Source organism: Pseudomonas sp. S2_A05, from assembly GCF_054668485.1.
In genome coordinates this window covers 4,438,218-4,453,575 of sequence record NZ_CP162775.1, presented here as the reverse complement: position 1 = coordinate 4,453,575, position 15,358 = coordinate 4,438,218, and the positions used below count along the sequence as shown (strand labels likewise).

The following is a 15,358-nucleotide window of genomic DNA, read 5'->3' as shown; positions in this document are numbered from 1 at the left end:
TGGAAATGCGCGCAGATGTGCTGATTGTCGGAGCCGGAATGGTCGGCAGCGCCCTGGCGCTGGCGTTACAGGACAGTGGGCTGGAAGTGCTGTTGCTCGACGGTAGCCCGCTGAGTGTCAAACCCTTCGCTGCCGAAGCGGCGTTCGAACCGCGCGTCAGTGCATTGTCGGCGGCGAGCCAGCGCATTCTCGAGCGCCTTGGCGTCTGGGACGGCATCGCCCAGCGGCGCAGCAGCCCGTACACCGACATGCACGTGTGGGACGGCAGCGGCACCGGGCAGATTCATTTCTCGGCGAGCAGCGTGCATGCCGATGTGCTCGGCCACATCGTCGAAAATCGCGTGGTCCAGGATACGCTGCTCGAGCGTTTGCATGGTTGCGACCTCGGCATGTTGGCCAATGCGCGGCTGGAGCAGATGCGTCGCTCCGGCGATGACTGGCTGCTGACGCTGGCCGACGGCCGCACCTTGCGCGCGCCGCTGGTGATCGCGGCCGATGGCGCCAATTCTGCTGTGCGCCGTCTGACCGGCGTGGCGACTCGCGAGTGGGATTATCTGCATCACGCCATCGTCACCAGTGTGCGCTGCAGCCAGCCGCACCGCAAAACCGCCTGGCAGCGCTTTACCGATCACGGGCCATTGGCGTTTTTGCCGCTGGAGCGTGATGGTCAGCAGGACTGGTGCTCGATCGTCTGGTCGACCACGCCGGGTGAAGCCGAGCGCCTGATGGCACTCGAGGAGACGGCGTTTTGCGCTGAGCTGGAGCGAGCCTTCGAAGGGCGCCTCGGTGAAGTGATCAACGCCGATCCGCGTCTGTGCGTGCCGCTGCGTCAGCGCCATGCCAAGCGCTACGTCGCTGAGGGCCTGGCCTTGATCGGTGATGCGGCGCACACCATTCACCCGTTGGCGGGGCAGGGTGTGAACCTTGGTTTCCTCGATGCAGCGGTGCTGGCGGAAGTGCTCCTGCAAGCGCATCAGCGCGGTGAGCGACTGGCGGACGTGAAGGTGCTGAGCCGCTACGAGCGTCGGCGCATGCCGCACAATCTGGCGCTGATGGCAGCGATGGAAGGCTTCGAGCGGTTGTTCCAGGCCGACCCCCTGCCGCTGCGCTGGTTGCGCAATGCCGGATTGAAACTGGTCGAGCAGATGCCCGAGGCGAAGGCGTTGTTTGTGCGCGAGGCGCTGGGGTTGACCGGTGATCTTCCCGCTCTGGCAAAGCCCTGAGCGCCTCATTGAGGCTGATGGCCCCTTCGCGAGCAGGCTCGCTCCCACCGTTGAAATGCATTCCAATGTGGGAGCGAGCCTGCTCGCGAAAGCGTCCGCCCGCTTACCGCAGTTTTGAGCCGTGCAACATCTGGTAACGCCTTCCCCCAGTGTTCGATTGAGAAGGTAAATGTGAGTCCTTATCATTTGGCCCACATTTCCCGACCGTGAGACCACTCCCATGTTGGCACCCAAGCGTCTTCTGACCGCACTGGCCTTGACCCTGATCGGCAGCACCACTGCCCAGGCCGCCGATGAGGTGGTGGTGTACTCGTCGCGCATCGATGAGCTGATCAAACCGGTATTCGATGCCTACACCGCCAAGACCGGGGTGAAGATCAAGTTCATCACCGACAAGGAAGCGCCGCTGATGCAGCGCATCAAGGCCGAGGGCGAAAACGCCACCGCCGACCTGCTGCTCACCGTCGATGCCGGTAACCTGTGGCAGGCCGAGCAGATGGGCATCCTCCAGCCATTCACCTCGAAAACCATCGACACCAACATTCCCGCGCAATATCGCTCGTCCACCCACGCATGGACCGGCCTGAGCCTGCGCGCGCGGACCATCGCCTATTCCACCGAGCGAGTGAAGCCGGGCGAACTGACCACCTATGAAGCGCTGGCCGACAAGAACTGGGAAGGTCGCCTGTGCCTGCGCACGGCGAAGAAGGTCTACAACCAGTCGCTGACCGCGACCATGATCGAAGTCCACGGCGCCGAGAAGACCGAGCAGATCCTCAAGGGCTGGGTCAACAACCTGTCCACCGACGTGTTCTCCGATGACGTTGCGGTGCTGGAAGCGATCAACGCCGGGCAGTGCGATGTTGGCATCGTCAACACCTACTACTACGGTCGCCTGCACAAGCAGAAGCCTGAATTGCCGGTGAAACTGTTCTGGCCGAATCAGGCTGATCGCGGCGTGCATGTGAATCTGTCAGGCATCGGCCTGACCAAACATGCACCGCACCCGGAAGCGGCCAAGGCTCTGGTCGAATGGATGACCACGCCTGAGGCGCAGAAGATTTTTGCTGATGTGAATCAGGAATTCCCGGCCAACCCGGCGGTGGCGCCATCGGAAGAAGTGGCGGCGTGGGGCAAGTTCATTGCTGATACCTTGCCGGTAGAAGTGGCGGGCAAACGTCAGGCCGAGGCGATCCGGATGATGGATCGGGCGGGGTGGAACTGAGGCGTTTCGTGTAACTGTTGATCTTTCAAGATCGCTCCCTCACCCCAGCCCTCTCCCGGAGGGAGAGGGAGCCAACTTGTGTTGCTTTCGAAACTTGAGTTCGACTCAATATCTCAGGTCGATGTAGTTTGCATGAGCACCTCGGTCAGTTCCCTCTACCTCCGGGAGAGGGCTAGGGTGAGGGCAGCAATCCCAACCTGAAATACGCAATCCAAGAACACCCCAATCCCACCAGAGACCCAAAAGTGGCCCACCCCGCCCAACGCCGCTGGTACCCCATCGTCTTCGCCATCGCCGCGCTGGTGTTGTTGCCCCTGAGCGTGTTGCTGCTGTCGTGGCAGACCATCGATCAGCAGATCTGGTCGCACCTGTGGCAAACCCAGATGCCGCGTCTGCTCGGCAATACCCTGACGCTGATCCTCGGCGTCGGTGTCGGCGTGACTCTGCTGGGTGTCAGCCTGGCCTGGCTGACCAGCCTCTGCGAATTTCCCGGTCGGCGCTGGCTCGACTGGGCGCTGATGCTGCCCTTCGCCATTCCAGCGTATGTACTGGCGTTCGTTTTCGTCGGCCTGCTGGATTTCGCCGGGCCCGTGCAGTCCCTGTTGCGCGAATGGTTCGGCAGCGGCCTGCGCCTGCCACGGGTGCGTTCCACCGGCGGGGTGATCGTGGTGCTGGTGCTGGTTTTTTATCCCTACGTTTATCTGCTGGCGCGTACCGCGTTTCTGGCTCAGGGCAAAGGTTTGATGGAAGCGGCGCGGGTGCTGGGCCAGTCGCCGTGGCAGGCGTTCTGGCGGGTTGCGCTGCCGATGGCGCGTCCGGCGATTGGCGCGGGCGTCGCGCTGGCGCTGATGGAAACCCTCGCCGATTTTGGCGCGGTGTCGGTGTTCAATTTCGACACCTTCACCACGGCAATCTACAAGACCTGGTACGGCTTCTTCAGCCTGCCCAGCGCTGCGCAACTGGCCAGTCTGTTGCTGCTGGTGGTGATGCTGGTGCTGTACGGCGAGCGCCGGGCACGCGGGGCGAATCGGGCCAGCAATGAGCGGCCACGGGTGAAGGCGCTGTATCACCTGCGCGGGCTCAAGGCGTTCGCGGCGACAGGCTGGTGTGGATTGGTGTTCGCCTGCGCCTTCGTCATCCCGGTGCTGCAACTGATCGTGTGGTTCTGGCAGCGTGGGCGTTTCGATCTGGACGAGCGCTACGCCGGACTGATTCTGCACACGCTGTACCTGGGCGCGATGGCGGCGCTGATCACCGTCAGCGTTGCGCTGTTGCTGGCGTTTGCCCGGCGCCTGGCACCGACCCCAGCCATCAACTCCGGGGTCGGCCTGGCCAATCTCGGCTACGCGTTGCCCGGTTCGGTGCTGGCCGTGTCGATCATGCTTGCCTTCAGTTATCTGGATCGTGAGCTGGTGATTCCGCTTTCGTCATGGCTCGGCGGTGCGGGCAGACCGTTGCTGCTCGGCAGCCTCGCGGCGTTGCTGATGGCTTATCTGGTGCGCTTCATTGCCGTCGCCTATGGGCCGCTGGAAAGCAGTCTGGCGCGTATACGGCCATCTTTGCCTGAAGCGGCACGTAGCCTGGGTGTCAGTGGGCCGCGACTGTTTTTCAAAGTGTATCTGCCGCTCTTGCTGCCCGGCACGTTGAGCGCCGCGTTGCTGGTGTTCGTCGATGTGCTCAAGGAAATGCCCGCGACCCTGCTGATGCGCCCGTTTGGCTGGGACACGCTGGCGGTGCGCATCTTTGAAATGACCAGCGAAGGCGAATGGGCGCGCGCCTCATTGCCGGCATTGACGCTGGTGCTGGTCGGGTTGTTGCCGGTGATCGGATTGATTCGACGTTCGGCGCATCGAAACACTTAGTCGTCAGTCCTACATCATGCGGCTACAATGCGCGGCATTCGGTGCGGTTCGTCTGACAGACCCGTGCGCTGGAATCGGCTGCAAGCCTTATCCATCAAGGCTTTCAGCCGTATAGCGGCGGTCCGCACCCTCGCCACGCCCGGAAGGAGAAACCCATGGGACAGCGTACGCCTCTGTATGACCTGCACCTCGCGCTCGGCGCGAAGATGGTCGATTTTGGCGGTTGGGACATGCCACTGCATTACGGCTCGCAGGTCGAGGAGCACCACGAAGTGCGCCGCGATTGCGGGGTGTTCGATGTTTCCCATATGACCGTGATTGATGTCACCGGCGCCCAGGCCAAGGCCTGGCTCCAGCATCTGCTGGCCAACGACGTCGAACGTCTGCACCGCCCCGGCCGGGCGTTGTACAGCACCATGCTCAATGAGCGCGGTGGCATCGTCGACGACATGATCGTCTATCGCCTCGACGACGCGTACCGGCTGGTGTTCAACGCCTCGACCCGCGATCAGGATCTGGCCTGGATGAACGCCCAGCTCGGCGCCTACGACGTGCAACTGCACGAGCGCGCCGAGCTGGCGATGCTCGCCATCCAAGGCCCGCAGGCCCGGCACAAGATTGCCGAACTGGTCACCCAGTCGCGCGCCACGCTGATCCAGCAACTCAAACCTTTCGAAGGCGCCATCGACGGCGACTGGTTCATCGCGCGTACCGGTTACACCGGCGAGGATGGCCTGGAAATCTGCCTGCCGGCCAATCAGGCGCCGGGTTTCTTCAACGATCTGGTCGGTGCGGGTATTTCGCCGATCGGCCTCGGTGCTCGCGACACCTTGCGTGTCGAGGCCGGAATGAACCTGTACGGTCAGGACATTCATCAGGACGTTTCACCGCTGGCCTCGAACATGGCCTGGAGCATCGCCTGGGAGCCGGCCTCGCGGCAGTTCATCGGCCGTGCGGCGCTGGAGGCGGAAAAAGCCGTCGGCGTGGCGCATAAACTGGTCGGTCTGGTGCTGGAAGAGCGCGGGGTTTTGCGCGCTCACCAAGTGGTTCGCATCGCCGATGTTGGCGAAGGGGAGATCACCAGTGGTAGTTTCTCTCCTACGCTGAGCAAATCGATTGCCCTGGCGCGTGTACCGATGGCGACTGCCGACCGCGCCGAAGTGGAAATCCGTGGCAAGTGGTATCCGGTGCGAGTGGTCAAACCGACCTTCGTGCGCCATGGCAAAACCTTGATCTAACCTTTTCTGGCGGGCATGACCGCTGACCAATTTCCGAGGAACCGAAGATGAGCGATATCCCTGCCGAACTGCGTTTTGCCGAAAGTCATGAATGGGCGCGTCTGGAAGCTGACGGCACTGTCACCGTGGGCATCAGCGATCACGCGCAGGAAGCGCTGGGCGACGTGGTGTTCGTCGAGTTGACCGAAGTCGGCAAGGTGTTCGCCGCCGGTGATCAATCCGGCGTGGTCGAGTCGGTGAAAGCCGCCTCCGACATCTACGCCCCGGTCAGCGGTGAAGTCATCGCGATCAACGAAGAGCTGGGTGGCTCGCCTGAGCTGCTGAACTCCGACCCGTACGGCGCGTGGATCTTCAAGCTCAAGCCAAGCGACAAGGCCGAGCTGGACAAGCTGCTGGATGCGGCGGCTTACAAGGCTGCCATCGGCGAGTAACTTGCCGGTATGACCCAAAGCCCCGATTCGTCGGGGCTTTTTTATGGGCGACGAATCTCCCTTTGTGGGAGCGAGCCTGCTCGCGAAAGCGCCATATCAGTCAATGCCAAGGTTTCTGAAACACCGCTTTCGCGAGCAGGCTCGCTCCCACAGGGGCGGCGTGATCTTGAAAATTCGCCTGCTATGCTGGTTTGACCGTGTCGATTGACGCCAAGCGCCAGCCAGGAGAGCCCGTCATGTCCCAGTCGCCGTCCCTGAGCCAGTTACGCGATCCCGAAGCCTTCCTGCGCCGCCACCTTGGCCCGGATGCCGCCGAGCAGCAGGCGATGCTCGACAGCCTGGGCCTGGGCAGTCGTGCCGAGCTGATCGAGCAGACCGTGCCGCCGGGCATTCGCTTCAATCGCGCACTGGATCTGCCGCCGGCACTCGACGAACAGGCTGCGCTGGCGAAACTGCGCGGTTATGCCGAGCAGAATCAGCTGTTCACCAGCCTGATCGGCATGGGTTATCACGGCACCGTGACGCCGACCGTCATTCTGCGTAACGTGCTGGAAAATCCCGGCTGGTACACCGCGTACACCCCATATCAACCAGAGATCGCCCAGGGCCGGCTCGAAGCCCTGCTGAATTTTCAGCAGCTGACCATCGACCTCACCGGCCTGGAACTGGCCAACGCCTCGCTGCTCGATGAGGCCACCGCAGCGGCCGAAGCCATGGCGTTGGCCAGGCGCGTGGCGAAGTCGAAGAGCAATCTGTTTTTTGTGGATGAAAACTGCCATCCGCAAACCCTCTCCGTGGTGCAGACCCGCGCCGAAGGTTTCGGCTTCGAGCTGATCGTCGACGCGGTGGATAACCTGGCGCAGCACGAGGTGTTCGGCGCGCTGTTGCAATACCCCGACACCCACGGCGAAATCCGCGATCTCAAACCCTTGATCAACCACCTGCACGCGCAACAGGCCCTGGCCTGCGTCGCCACTGATTTGCTCAGCCTGCTGGTGCTGACGCCGCCGGGTGAGTTGGGTGCCGATGTGGTGTTCGGTTCGTCCCAGCGTTTCGGTGTGCCGATGGGTTATGGCGGCCCGCACGCGGCGTTTTTCGCCAGCCGCGAGGAGTACAAACGAGCGATTCCGGGGCGGATCATCGGTGTATCGAAAGATGCTCGCGGCAACGTCGCGCTGCGCATGGCCCTGCAAACCCGCGAGCAACACATCCGCCGCGAGAAAGCCAATTCGAACATCTGCACCGCGCAGGTGCTGCTGGCCAATATCGCCAGCTGTTATGCGGTGTATCACGGCCCCGAGGGCTTGAAGCGTATCGCCCAGCGCGTGCATCGCCTGACCTGCCTCCTCGCGGCGGGACTCGAGCGCAACGGCATCAAGCGGCTCAACAGGCAATTCTTCGACACCCTGTCGCTGGAGGTCGGCGGTGCGCAAACGGCGATCATCGAAAGTGCTCAGGCAGCGCAGATCAACCTGCGCATTCTCGGTCGCGGCCGCGTCGGTCTGAGTCTGGACGAGACCTGTGATGAACACACCGTGGCGAAGCTGTTCGATGTGCTGCTCGGCGCCGATCACGGCCTGAGCGTTGACGCGCTGGATGCCGAAGACATGGCTTCTGGAATTCCAGAGCATCTTCAGCGCGGCACACCGTACCTGCAACATCCGGTGTTCAACGCTCACCACAGCGAAACCGAGATGCTGCGTTACCTCAAACAACTGGAAAACAAGGATCTCGCGCTCAATCAGTCGATGATTCCGCTCGGTTCCTGCACGATGAAGCTCAACGCCACCAGCGAAATGATCCCGATCACCTGGCCGCAGTTCGCCCATCTGCATCCGTTTGTGCCGAGGGAGCAGGCTGTTGGTTACACGCTGATGATCGAAGAGCTTGAGCGTTGGCTCTGCGCGATTACCGGTTTCGACGCGATCTGCATGCAGCCCAATTCCGGCGCCCAGGGCGAATACGCCGGGCTCCTGGCGATCCGTAAATATCACGAGAGCCGAGGGGAGGGCGCTCGGGACATCTGTCTGATTCCATCGTCGGCCCACGGCACCAACCCGGCTTCGGCGCAGATGGCCGGGATGCGCGTGGTGATTGTCGAATGCGATGAGGCGGGCAACGTCGATCTGGAAGACTTGAAGCTGAAAGCCGCAGAGGCCGGGAACAAGTTGTCGTGCCTGATGGCAACCTATCCGTCGACCCATGGCGTTTACGAGGAAGGCATCAGCGACATCTGCGCAGTGATCCACCAGCACGGCGGCCAGGTGTACATGGATGGCGCCAACCTCAATGCCCAGGTTGGTCTCGCCCGACCGGCGGACATTGGCGCCGACGTCTCGCACATGAACCTGCACAAGACCTTCTGCATTCCCCATGGCGGCGGCGGGCCGGGCATGGGCCCGATCGGGGTTCGCGCGCATCTGGCGCCGTTCGTCGCCAATCATCCGGTGGTGCCGATTGACGGGCCGCTGGCACAGAACGGCGCAGTCAGCGCAGCGCCGTGGGGCAGTGCGAGCATTTTGCCGATCAGCTGGATGTACATCGCCATGATGGGCCCGCAACTGGCGGACGCCAGCGAGGTGGCGATTCTGGCGGCAAATTATCTGGCGCAGCATCTATCCGGGGCGTTCCCGGTGCTTTACGCCGGGCGCAACGGCCGGGTGGCGCATGAATGCATTCTTGATCTGCGCCCACTGAAGGCGCAGACCGGCATCAGCGAGGAAGACGTTGCCAAGCGGCTGATGGATTACGGCTTCCACGCGCCGACCATGTCCTTCCCGGTGCCCGGTACGTTGATGGTCGAGCCGACCGAGAGCGAATCCAAGGCAGAACTCGACCGTTTCATCGCTGCGATGCTGAGTATTCGCGCCGAGATCAATGAAGTGCAGAAGGGCAACTGGCCCGCCGAAGACAACCCGCTCAAACGCTCGCCGCATACCTTGGCCGATGTCACTGGAATCTGGGAGCGACCCTACAGTATCGAACAGGCCATCACCCCCGATGCGCATACCCGGGCGCACAAGTATTGGCCGGCAGTGAATCGGGTGGACAACGTTTACGGGGATCGCAACCTGTATTGCGCGTGTGTCCCGGTGGATGATTACCGCTGATCTCTAAATCCACCGCCGTCCCTGTGGGAGCGAGCCTGCTTGCGAAAGCAATCGTCCAGCCAGCATTTTCGGTGACTGGCTCACCGCTTTCGCGAGCAGGCTCGCTCCCACAGGGTTTTGTATCGGTTTCAGAAGACGGGCAAAAAAATGCCGCTCGATCGAGCGGCATTTTCATCGGCGCAACGTTTACTCGGAAGCCACGGCGTTCTTCGCCAGAATCGCGTTCGCCAGTTCCATGTCCGAAGCCTGCAGGCCCGGGTTGTCGGCGCGGACTTTCTGCATGGCTGCTTCCAGGTACGGGCCACGGATGCCGCCGTCGCTGGCGACGAAGCTGCCGGCGTCGTCCTGGGCGGCGACGATCAGCTTGTGATCCTTGAACGTCAGGTAGGTCGAGCCGGTGGTGGCACCGGAGGAGATGACGTTACGCCAAAAGCTGTCCGCCATGGCCGAACCAACGGGAAGCGACAGCAGGGCCAAGGTGGCGACAGCAAGTTTGAGACGCATGATGAGGTGACTCCTGGGATTGACTACGGCGTTGGATAGCCGATCCCCCGATCCAGTTCCGTGCTGAATTATTTCAACTCACTTTGCGGCGTCACCCGCAGCACTTCTTCCACCGTGGTCAGCCCCGCCGCGACTTTCTGCGCGCCGGACAGGCGCAGGCTGCGCATGCCTTCCTTGAATGCCTGACGCCTGATCGCGGTGAGGTCGGTATCCGGGGTGATCAGCGCTTTGAGGCTGTCGCTCAGTTGCATGATTTCGTAGACCCCGGCGCGGCCGCGATAGCCGGTGTCGCGGCATTCCAGGCAACCGATCGCTCGCTGCGCATTGCTCGGCAGCGGCGCTTGCCAGGGCCGGGTCAGGGTTTGCCAGTCTTCATCCTCGAGCGTCAGTGGCGCCTTGCAGTGCGGGCATAACGTGCGCACCAGACGCTGAGCCATAACGCCGAGCACGGTGGCTTTGATCAGGTAATGCGGCACACCGAGTTCGAGCAAACGGCTGATGGCGCTTGGTGCATCGTTGGTGTGCAGGGTGGACAAGACCAAGTGGCCGGTGAGTGCGGCCTGAATCGCCATTTCCGCAGTTTCCAGATCGCGGATCTCGCCGATCATGATGATGTCCGGGTCCTGTCGCATCAGCGCGCGCACCCCGGCGGCGAAGGTCAGTTCGATGTTGTGCTGCACCTGCATCTGGTTGAAGGCCGGCTCGACCATTTCGATCGGGTCCTCGATGGTGCAGAGGTTGACCTCCGGCGTCGCCAGTTTTTTCAGCGTGGTGTACAGAGTGGTGGTCTTGCCCGAACCGGTCGGCCCGGTGACCAGAATGATGCCATTGGGCTGGCGGGTCATGTCCTGCCAGCGGCGCAGGTCGTCGGCGCTGAAACCCAACTGGTCGAAATTTTTCAGCAGCACTTCCGGGTCGAAAATCCGCATGACCATTTTTTCGCCGAACGCCGTCGGCAAGGTCGACAGACGCAATTCCACTTCGCCGCCGTCCGGGGTCTTGGTCTTGACCCGGCCATCCTGGGGTTTGCGTTTTTCCGCGACGTTCATGCGGCCAAGACTTTTCAGGCGGCTGACGATCGCCATGGTCACCTGCGGCGGGAACTGATAGACGTTGTGCAGCACGCCGTCGATGCGAAAGCGCACGGTGCCGTGCTCGCGGCGCGGTTCGATATGGATATCGCTGGCGCGCTGCTGGAAAGCGTACTGGAACAGCCAGTCGACGATGTTGACGATGTGCGCGTCGTTGGCGTCCGGCTCCTGATCGCTGGCGCCGAGGTTGAGCAGTTGTTCGAAATTGCCGAGGTTGCCGCCCTGGGCGTCGGCATTGCTGGCGCCGCTGACCGATTTGGCCAGCCGGAAAAACTCGACGCTGAAGCGCTGGATGTCGACCGGGTTGGCCACGACCCGTTTGATCGGCAGCTTCAATACGTGGGTCAGGTCAGCTTCCCAACCGCTGACGTAGGGCTGAGCGCTGGCCACGGTGACCGAGTCGCGGTCCACGGCGACGGCGAGAATCTTGTGCCGTTGCGCGAAGGCGTAAGACATCAGCGGTGTGATCGCTGCGACGTTGATTTTCAACGGATCAATGCGCAAGTACGGCTGGCCGGCCTGTTGCGCCAGCCACAGGGTCAGGCTTTCCAGATCCAGATGTTTGCCCGGACGGCTGAGGTCGTCGAGTTGCTGGCTGGCGATGAACTCCAGCGGATGCATCTGCCCGTGAGCAGCATGGCGACGGCGGGCATTGAGCGCCTGTTCCGCCGCGTCCTGGCAGATGAAGCCTTGGGCGACCAGTTCCCGTAATACATCGTTGAGGTCCAGCCAGCGGTCCTGAGTGACAAATTGAACGGACATGCGGCTTTCCTTTTTAAGCGTCATGCGCAAAAGGATAGTCGTGGCTCTGCTGACCGTTGGGCCACTACCCGACGAAGCCGTTGCCGGATTTGTCAGCCGGCAGCCTGGGCGGGCGCTTGCCACGCGGCGTCGGCGTTGTGCAGGTCCACCGCGCAGACGCTGATCAGGTTGCGCAGTTTTTCCGCGATCACTTGCGCGCGATGCCAGCTCAGGCCGCTCATGAGGAGGTCGATCGACAGCAGATCGTCCTGGCGCTGGACGTTGACCTGCTCCGGGGTCAGAAACTGCAAGGCGAACAGATTCAGGACGCGCACCAGCAGGTCCGGCTCGGCCTCGGCAAGGATCCGGTACTGCGCCAGGCAATGGGCGTTGTTGACGTTCCAGACATCGGCGCGGGCAGGCGCGCTGTTCACGGCTTCAAGATGCGGCATGGCAAATCTCCAGATCAGTGGAGAAATTTTTACATTCGGTGCGGGGTATTTCTTGGCTATGATCGGCGTCTGAACGGATTTATCGAAAGAGTTGATTCGTGAAAGCTGATCTTTGAGGATTTTTTTATGCACAGCGAGCTGGATGCCTACGACCGCAAGATCCTCGCCTTGCTGCAGGAAGACACTTCGCTGTCGAGCGCGCAGATCGCCGAACAGGTCGGCCTGTCGCAATCGCCGTGCTGGCGGCGGATTCAGCGGATGAAGGAGGAGGGCATCATTCGCGGCCGGGTGACCTTGCTGGATCGCAAGAAGATCGGCCTGAACACGCAGATTTTTGCCGAGATCAAACTCAACGCTCATGGGCGTTCGAACTTCACCGAATTCACCGAGGCGATTCGCGGCTTTCCGGAAGTGCTGGAGTGTTATGTGCTGATGGGCGCGGTGGATTTCATGTTGCGCATAGTCGCGGCGGACATCGAGGCGTACGAGCGATTCTTCTTCGAGAAGCTGTCGCTGGTGCCGGGGATACAGGAAGTGAATTCGATTGTGGCGCTTTCTGAAATCAAGTCCACCACCAGCCTGCCGGTCTAGTGCGGATGGCCTTTGTGGCGAGGGGATTTATTCCCGCTGAGGGCTGCCCAGCAGACCCCGCTTGATCGTTCCCACGCTCCGCGTGGGAATGCAGCCCGGGACGCTCTGCGTCCCAAAGCGGACGCAGAGCGTCCATTGAGGCGTTCCCACGCAGAGCGTGGGAACGATCAGGTGGGAAGGTGTTTAGCTGCGCAGGAGGATTTTCCAGGCGCGGTTCTGGTACACCGCAATCGCCTGATGCTTGCGCGCATCGAGCAGTTCGTCGGTGATGGTCGGCTCGTTGGCCAGTTGCGCCAGTTTGTTCAGCTCACCGTACAGACGATCCATTTCCGGGATGTCCAGCACGTTGCGCGCATGGTGCAACCAGACCTGAATGCGTTCGATACGCGGCAGTTGTTCAGCGAGATCTTCCGGCTGCTGCTGATAGCGTTGCAGCTGCAGAGCAGTGGCTTCTTCGCCGAGCAGACGCGGCAGCCAGCTGTGCAGTTGCGCGTCACCCTGACGATTACCGCGAGTGTTGCGGTCGGCGGTCCAGGTGCGGGCCAGCAGCCAGCGTGAAGCGTTCAGCGAGAACTGGCCCCAGCGCGGGTCTTCCAGTTCTTCGAGGAACTGCTCCGGCGCGGCCTTGCGCACGTCTTCGTCTTCGATACCGACCTGTACCAGCGGACGCCAGTCTTCCAGCAAGGCATCGAGGGCCACGCGCAAATCGTGGGTCGACTGACGCGGCGCAGCCTGGCCGAGGCTGCTGAGCAGGGCGCGCATTTCCGCGAGGTTCTCGACCCAGTCCTGCAGCAGACGCCAGTGGCCGTTGAAGCGATATTGTTCGGCCAGACGCTGGCTGCTGCCGAGCAGATGCCAGCTCAGCGCGGCGAAGGCGTCGTCGAGACGGGTTTCGGTGGTCAGCTGCGGCGCTGGCAGGCTCAGCGAGTAGCTGTTGGCGTCGTGCAGGCGATAACCACGCTCGGCCTTGCTGATATCGCATGGCATCAGCGCCAGGGTTTCGGCCAGTTCGGCAGCCAGTTCCAGCAACGCAGCAGGCGCGCCTTCGCGCAGCTCCAGTTCCAGCTCGCAGATTTCTTCTTTCTGCTTGCCGACCACCACGTGACCGAGATCCAGCGCGGCTTCAATGACTACTTTGGTCTTGCCACGGCCCCAGGCGATTTCGGCGCGCTCGCGGACGAAATCGGTGGTGAAGATCGGCTTGAGGGTTTTCTTGTCCAGCTCGGCGAGCGACTCTGGCCAGCATTCGCCGTCGAGTTTCTTCACGTCGAGCTTGGCTTTCGGCAGTTTCCAGTCGTACTCGTTACGCTCGGACAGACCGGCGACGCTCTGGCCACGGGTCTTGAGAGTTTGAATCACTTCGTCACCGTCCTTGCGCAGGCGCAGGGCGACCTTGGCCTGGGCGAGGTCGCGCTCGGGGGTGTCGAAGTACTGGTTCATCAACTCACGGCGTTCCCAGCCACTTTTGTTGCGTTTCTTCAGCAGCGGGTGCTCGCGCAGGGCAGCGAGGGTTTCGCGGCTGACGCGGAGTTTGATTTCAGTTTCTTTTTGCATGGCCGGAACATCCAGAATCGGGAGCGCAGCCGGGGGAATGTGTGGCTGCCAAGGCCGTGCAGTGTACAGGAGTCAAACTTCCTACGCCCTGCGGCGGTTTATTCCGCGCGCCGGATGGTTCTATAGTGGGCCTCAATCCGGGACCTGGAGTCAGTGATGCCATTGCCGTCCATGCAAGACCAGTTCGCCGCGCTGATTGCCGCGCCATCGGTCAGCTGCACCCAACCGAACCTGGACCAGTCCAACCGCGCCGTCATTGATCTGCTGGCGGGCTGGCTCGGTGACCTGGGTTTCAGCTGCGATATCCAGCAGGTCAGCCCCGGCAAATTCAATCTGCTCGCCAGTATCGGCAGCGGCCCCGGCGGCCTGGTGCTGGCCGGGCACAGCGACACCGTGCCTTATGACGACGCGTTGTGGCAGACCGATCCGCTGAAGCTCACTGAAGTCGATGGTCGCTGGGTCGGGCTGGGCAGTTGTGACATGAAGGGCTTCTTCGCGCTGATCATCGAAGCCGTGCGGCCGCTGCTCGATCAGCCGTTCAAACAGCCATTGCTGATCCTCGCCACCTGCGACGAAGAAAGCTCGATGTCCGGCGCCCGCGCGCTGGCCGAGGCCGGGCAACCGTTGGGCCGCGCGGCGGTGATCGGCGAGCCGACCGGGCTCAAGCCGGTTCGCATGCACAAAGGCATCATGATGGAGCGCATCGACATCCTCGGGCAGAGCGGCCATTCGTCGGATCCGCGCCTGGGCCACAGCGCCCTTGAAGCGATGCACGATGCGATCGGCGAACTGCGCGGTCTGCGCCTGTTGTGGCAGCGTGAATTCAGCAATCCACAGTTCAGCGTGCCGCAACCGACGATGAACTTCGGCTGCATTCATGGCGGCGACAATCCCAATCGCATCTGCGGCCAGTGCTCGCTGGAATTCGACCTGCGGCCGCTGCCGGGCATGGACCCGAGCCTGCTGCGCGCGGAAATCCTGCGCAAGCTCAACCCGGTGGCCGAGCGGCATAAGGTGAAAATCGATTACAAACCGCTGTTCCCGGAAGTGCCGCCGTTCGAGCAGTCCGAAGATGCCGAACTGGTGCGCATCGCTGAAAAGCTCACCGGCCATCGCGCCGAAGCAGTAGCGTTCGGCACCGAAGCGCCTTATCTTCAGCGCCTCGGCTGCGAAACCATCGTCCTCGGCCCCGGCGACATTGCCTGCGCGCATCAACCCGGCGAGTACCTTGAAATGTCACGTTTGCAGCCTACCGTGCATCTGATTCGGCAGTTGATTGAACATTACTGCCTGACGACAGACGAACGATGACGGCCCTGTGTGGGAGCGAGCCTGC

12 protein-coding genes are annotated in these 15,358 nt (G+C 62.1%); 8 read left to right on the top strand and 4 right to left on the bottom strand.

The features are described from left to right. Positions 1-5 precede the first annotated feature (5 nt). The 6 genes from AB4O12_RS20305 (at position 6) to gcvP (ending at position 9,089) form a co-directional block, all read left to right on the top strand. Complete coding sequence (locus AB4O12_RS20305; protein ID WP_460062490.1) at positions 6-1,223, top strand: 2-octaprenyl-3-methyl-6-methoxy-1,4-benzoquinol hydroxylase; 1,218 nt, start codon at positions 6-8, stop codon at positions 1,221-1,223. 220 nt (positions 1,224-1,443) lie between these two features. Beyond that, positions 1,444-2,448 carry an extracellular solute-binding protein gene (locus AB4O12_RS20300; protein WP_460059640.1) on the top strand — a complete coding sequence of 335 codons (1,005 nt, stop codon included), beginning with the start codon at positions 1,444-1,446 and terminating at the stop codon, positions 2,446-2,448. 245 nt (positions 2,449-2,693) lie between these two features. Further along, positions 2,694-4,310, top strand: a complete 1,617-nt coding sequence (locus AB4O12_RS20295; RefSeq protein ID WP_150637065.1) for an ABC transporter permease — start codon at positions 2,694-2,696, stop codon at positions 4,308-4,310. A gap of 155 nt (positions 4,311-4,465) precedes the next feature. Continuing rightward, positions 4,466-5,548 (top strand): glycine cleavage system aminomethyltransferase GcvT, encoded by a 1,083-nt coding sequence (gene gcvT / locus AB4O12_RS20290; protein ID WP_056791717.1) that lies wholly within the window; start codon positions 4,466-4,468, stop codon positions 5,546-5,548. Positions 5,549-5,595: 47 nt separating this feature from the next. Continuing rightward, positions 5,596-5,979, top strand: a complete 384-nt coding sequence (gene gcvH / locus AB4O12_RS20285) for a glycine cleavage system protein GcvH (protein WP_024014734.1) — start codon at positions 5,596-5,598, stop codon at positions 5,977-5,979. Positions 5,980-6,215: 236 nt separating this feature from the next. Continuing rightward, positions 6,216-9,089, top strand: a complete 2,874-nt coding sequence (gene gcvP, locus AB4O12_RS20280; protein WP_460059639.1) for an aminomethyl-transferring glycine dehydrogenase — start codon at positions 6,216-6,218, stop codon at positions 9,087-9,089. Between the two features lie 186 nt (positions 9,090-9,275). On the opposite strand, the gene AB4O12_RS20275 is transcribed toward gcvP, so the two are convergent. From AB4O12_RS20275 to AB4O12_RS20265, 3 genes are all read right to left on the bottom strand, one after another. Then, positions 9,276-9,596 carry a DUF2388 domain-containing protein gene (locus AB4O12_RS20275; RefSeq protein WP_172667868.1) on the bottom strand — a complete coding sequence of 107 codons (321 nt, stop codon included), beginning with the start codon at positions 9,594-9,596 and terminating at the stop codon, positions 9,276-9,278. A 65-nt stretch (positions 9,597-9,661) separates the two neighbouring features. Beyond that, positions 9,662-11,446, bottom strand: coding sequence for a GspE/PulE family protein (locus AB4O12_RS20270; protein ID WP_024014732.1), 1,785 nt, complete (start codon positions 11,444-11,446; stop codon positions 9,662-9,664). Between the two features lie 92 nt (positions 11,447-11,538). After that, positions 11,539-11,877 carry a hypothetical protein gene (locus AB4O12_RS20265; protein ID WP_375122849.1) on the bottom strand — a complete coding sequence of 113 codons (339 nt, stop codon included), beginning with the start codon at positions 11,875-11,877 and terminating at the stop codon, positions 11,539-11,541. 126 nt (positions 11,878-12,003) lie between these two features. Here AB4O12_RS20265 and AB4O12_RS20260 point away from each other — a divergent pair, with 126 nt between their 5' ends. Continuing rightward, a complete protein-coding gene (locus tag AB4O12_RS20260) occupies positions 12,004-12,468 on the top strand; it encodes an Lrp/AsnC family transcriptional regulator (RefSeq protein ID WP_460059638.1) in 465 nt (154 codons plus the stop codon). A gap of 183 nt (positions 12,469-12,651) precedes the next feature. On the opposite strand, the gene AB4O12_RS20255 is transcribed toward AB4O12_RS20260, so the two are convergent. Then, complete coding sequence (locus AB4O12_RS20255) at positions 12,652-14,022, bottom strand: CYTH domain-containing protein (protein ID WP_236167740.1); 1,371 nt, start codon at positions 14,020-14,022, stop codon at positions 12,652-12,654. 156 nt (positions 14,023-14,178) lie between these two features. Here AB4O12_RS20255 and argE point away from each other — a divergent pair, with 156 nt between their 5' ends. Then, a complete protein-coding gene (argE, locus tag AB4O12_RS20250) occupies positions 14,179-15,333 on the top strand; it encodes an acetylornithine deacetylase (RefSeq protein ID WP_375122847.1) in 1,155 nt (384 codons plus the stop codon). The last annotated feature ends 25 nt before the right edge of the window (positions 15,334-15,358 follow it).

Excerpts from the sequence above, each read along its gene's own strand:
- AB4O12_RS20255 (WP_236167740.1), bottom strand. The coding sequence starts at position 14,022 with ATGCAAAAAGAAACTGAAATCAAACTCCGCGTCAGCCGCGAAACCCTC.
- gcvH (WP_024014734.1), top strand. The coding sequence starts at position 5,596 with ATGAGCGATATCCCTGCCGAACTGCGTTTTGCCGAAAGTCATGAATGG.
- AB4O12_RS20270 (WP_024014732.1), bottom strand. The coding sequence starts at position 11,446 with ATGTCCGTTCAATTTGTCACTCAGGACCGCTGGCTGGACCTCAACGAT.
- gcvP (WP_460059639.1), top strand. The coding sequence starts at position 6,216 with ATGTCCCAGTCGCCGTCCCTGAGCCAGTTACGCGATCCCGAAGCCTTC.
- gcvT (WP_056791717.1), top strand. The coding sequence starts at position 4,466 with ATGGGACAGCGTACGCCTCTGTATGACCTGCACCTCGCGCTCGGCGCG.
- AB4O12_RS20300 (WP_460059640.1), top strand. The coding sequence starts at position 1,444 with ATGTTGGCACCCAAGCGTCTTCTGACCGCACTGGCCTTGACCCTGATC.
- AB4O12_RS20260 (WP_460059638.1), top strand. The coding sequence starts at position 12,004 with ATGCACAGCGAGCTGGATGCCTACGACCGCAAGATCCTCGCCTTGCTG.
- AB4O12_RS20265 (WP_375122849.1), bottom strand. The coding sequence starts at position 11,877 with ATGCCGCATCTTGAAGCCGTGAACAGCGCGCCTGCCCGCGCCGATGTC.
- AB4O12_RS20305 (WP_460062490.1), top strand. The coding sequence starts at position 6 with ATGCGCGCAGATGTGCTGATTGTCGGAGCCGGAATGGTCGGCAGCGCC.
- argE (WP_375122847.1), top strand. The coding sequence starts at position 14,179 with ATGCCATTGCCGTCCATGCAAGACCAGTTCGCCGCGCTGATTGCCGCG.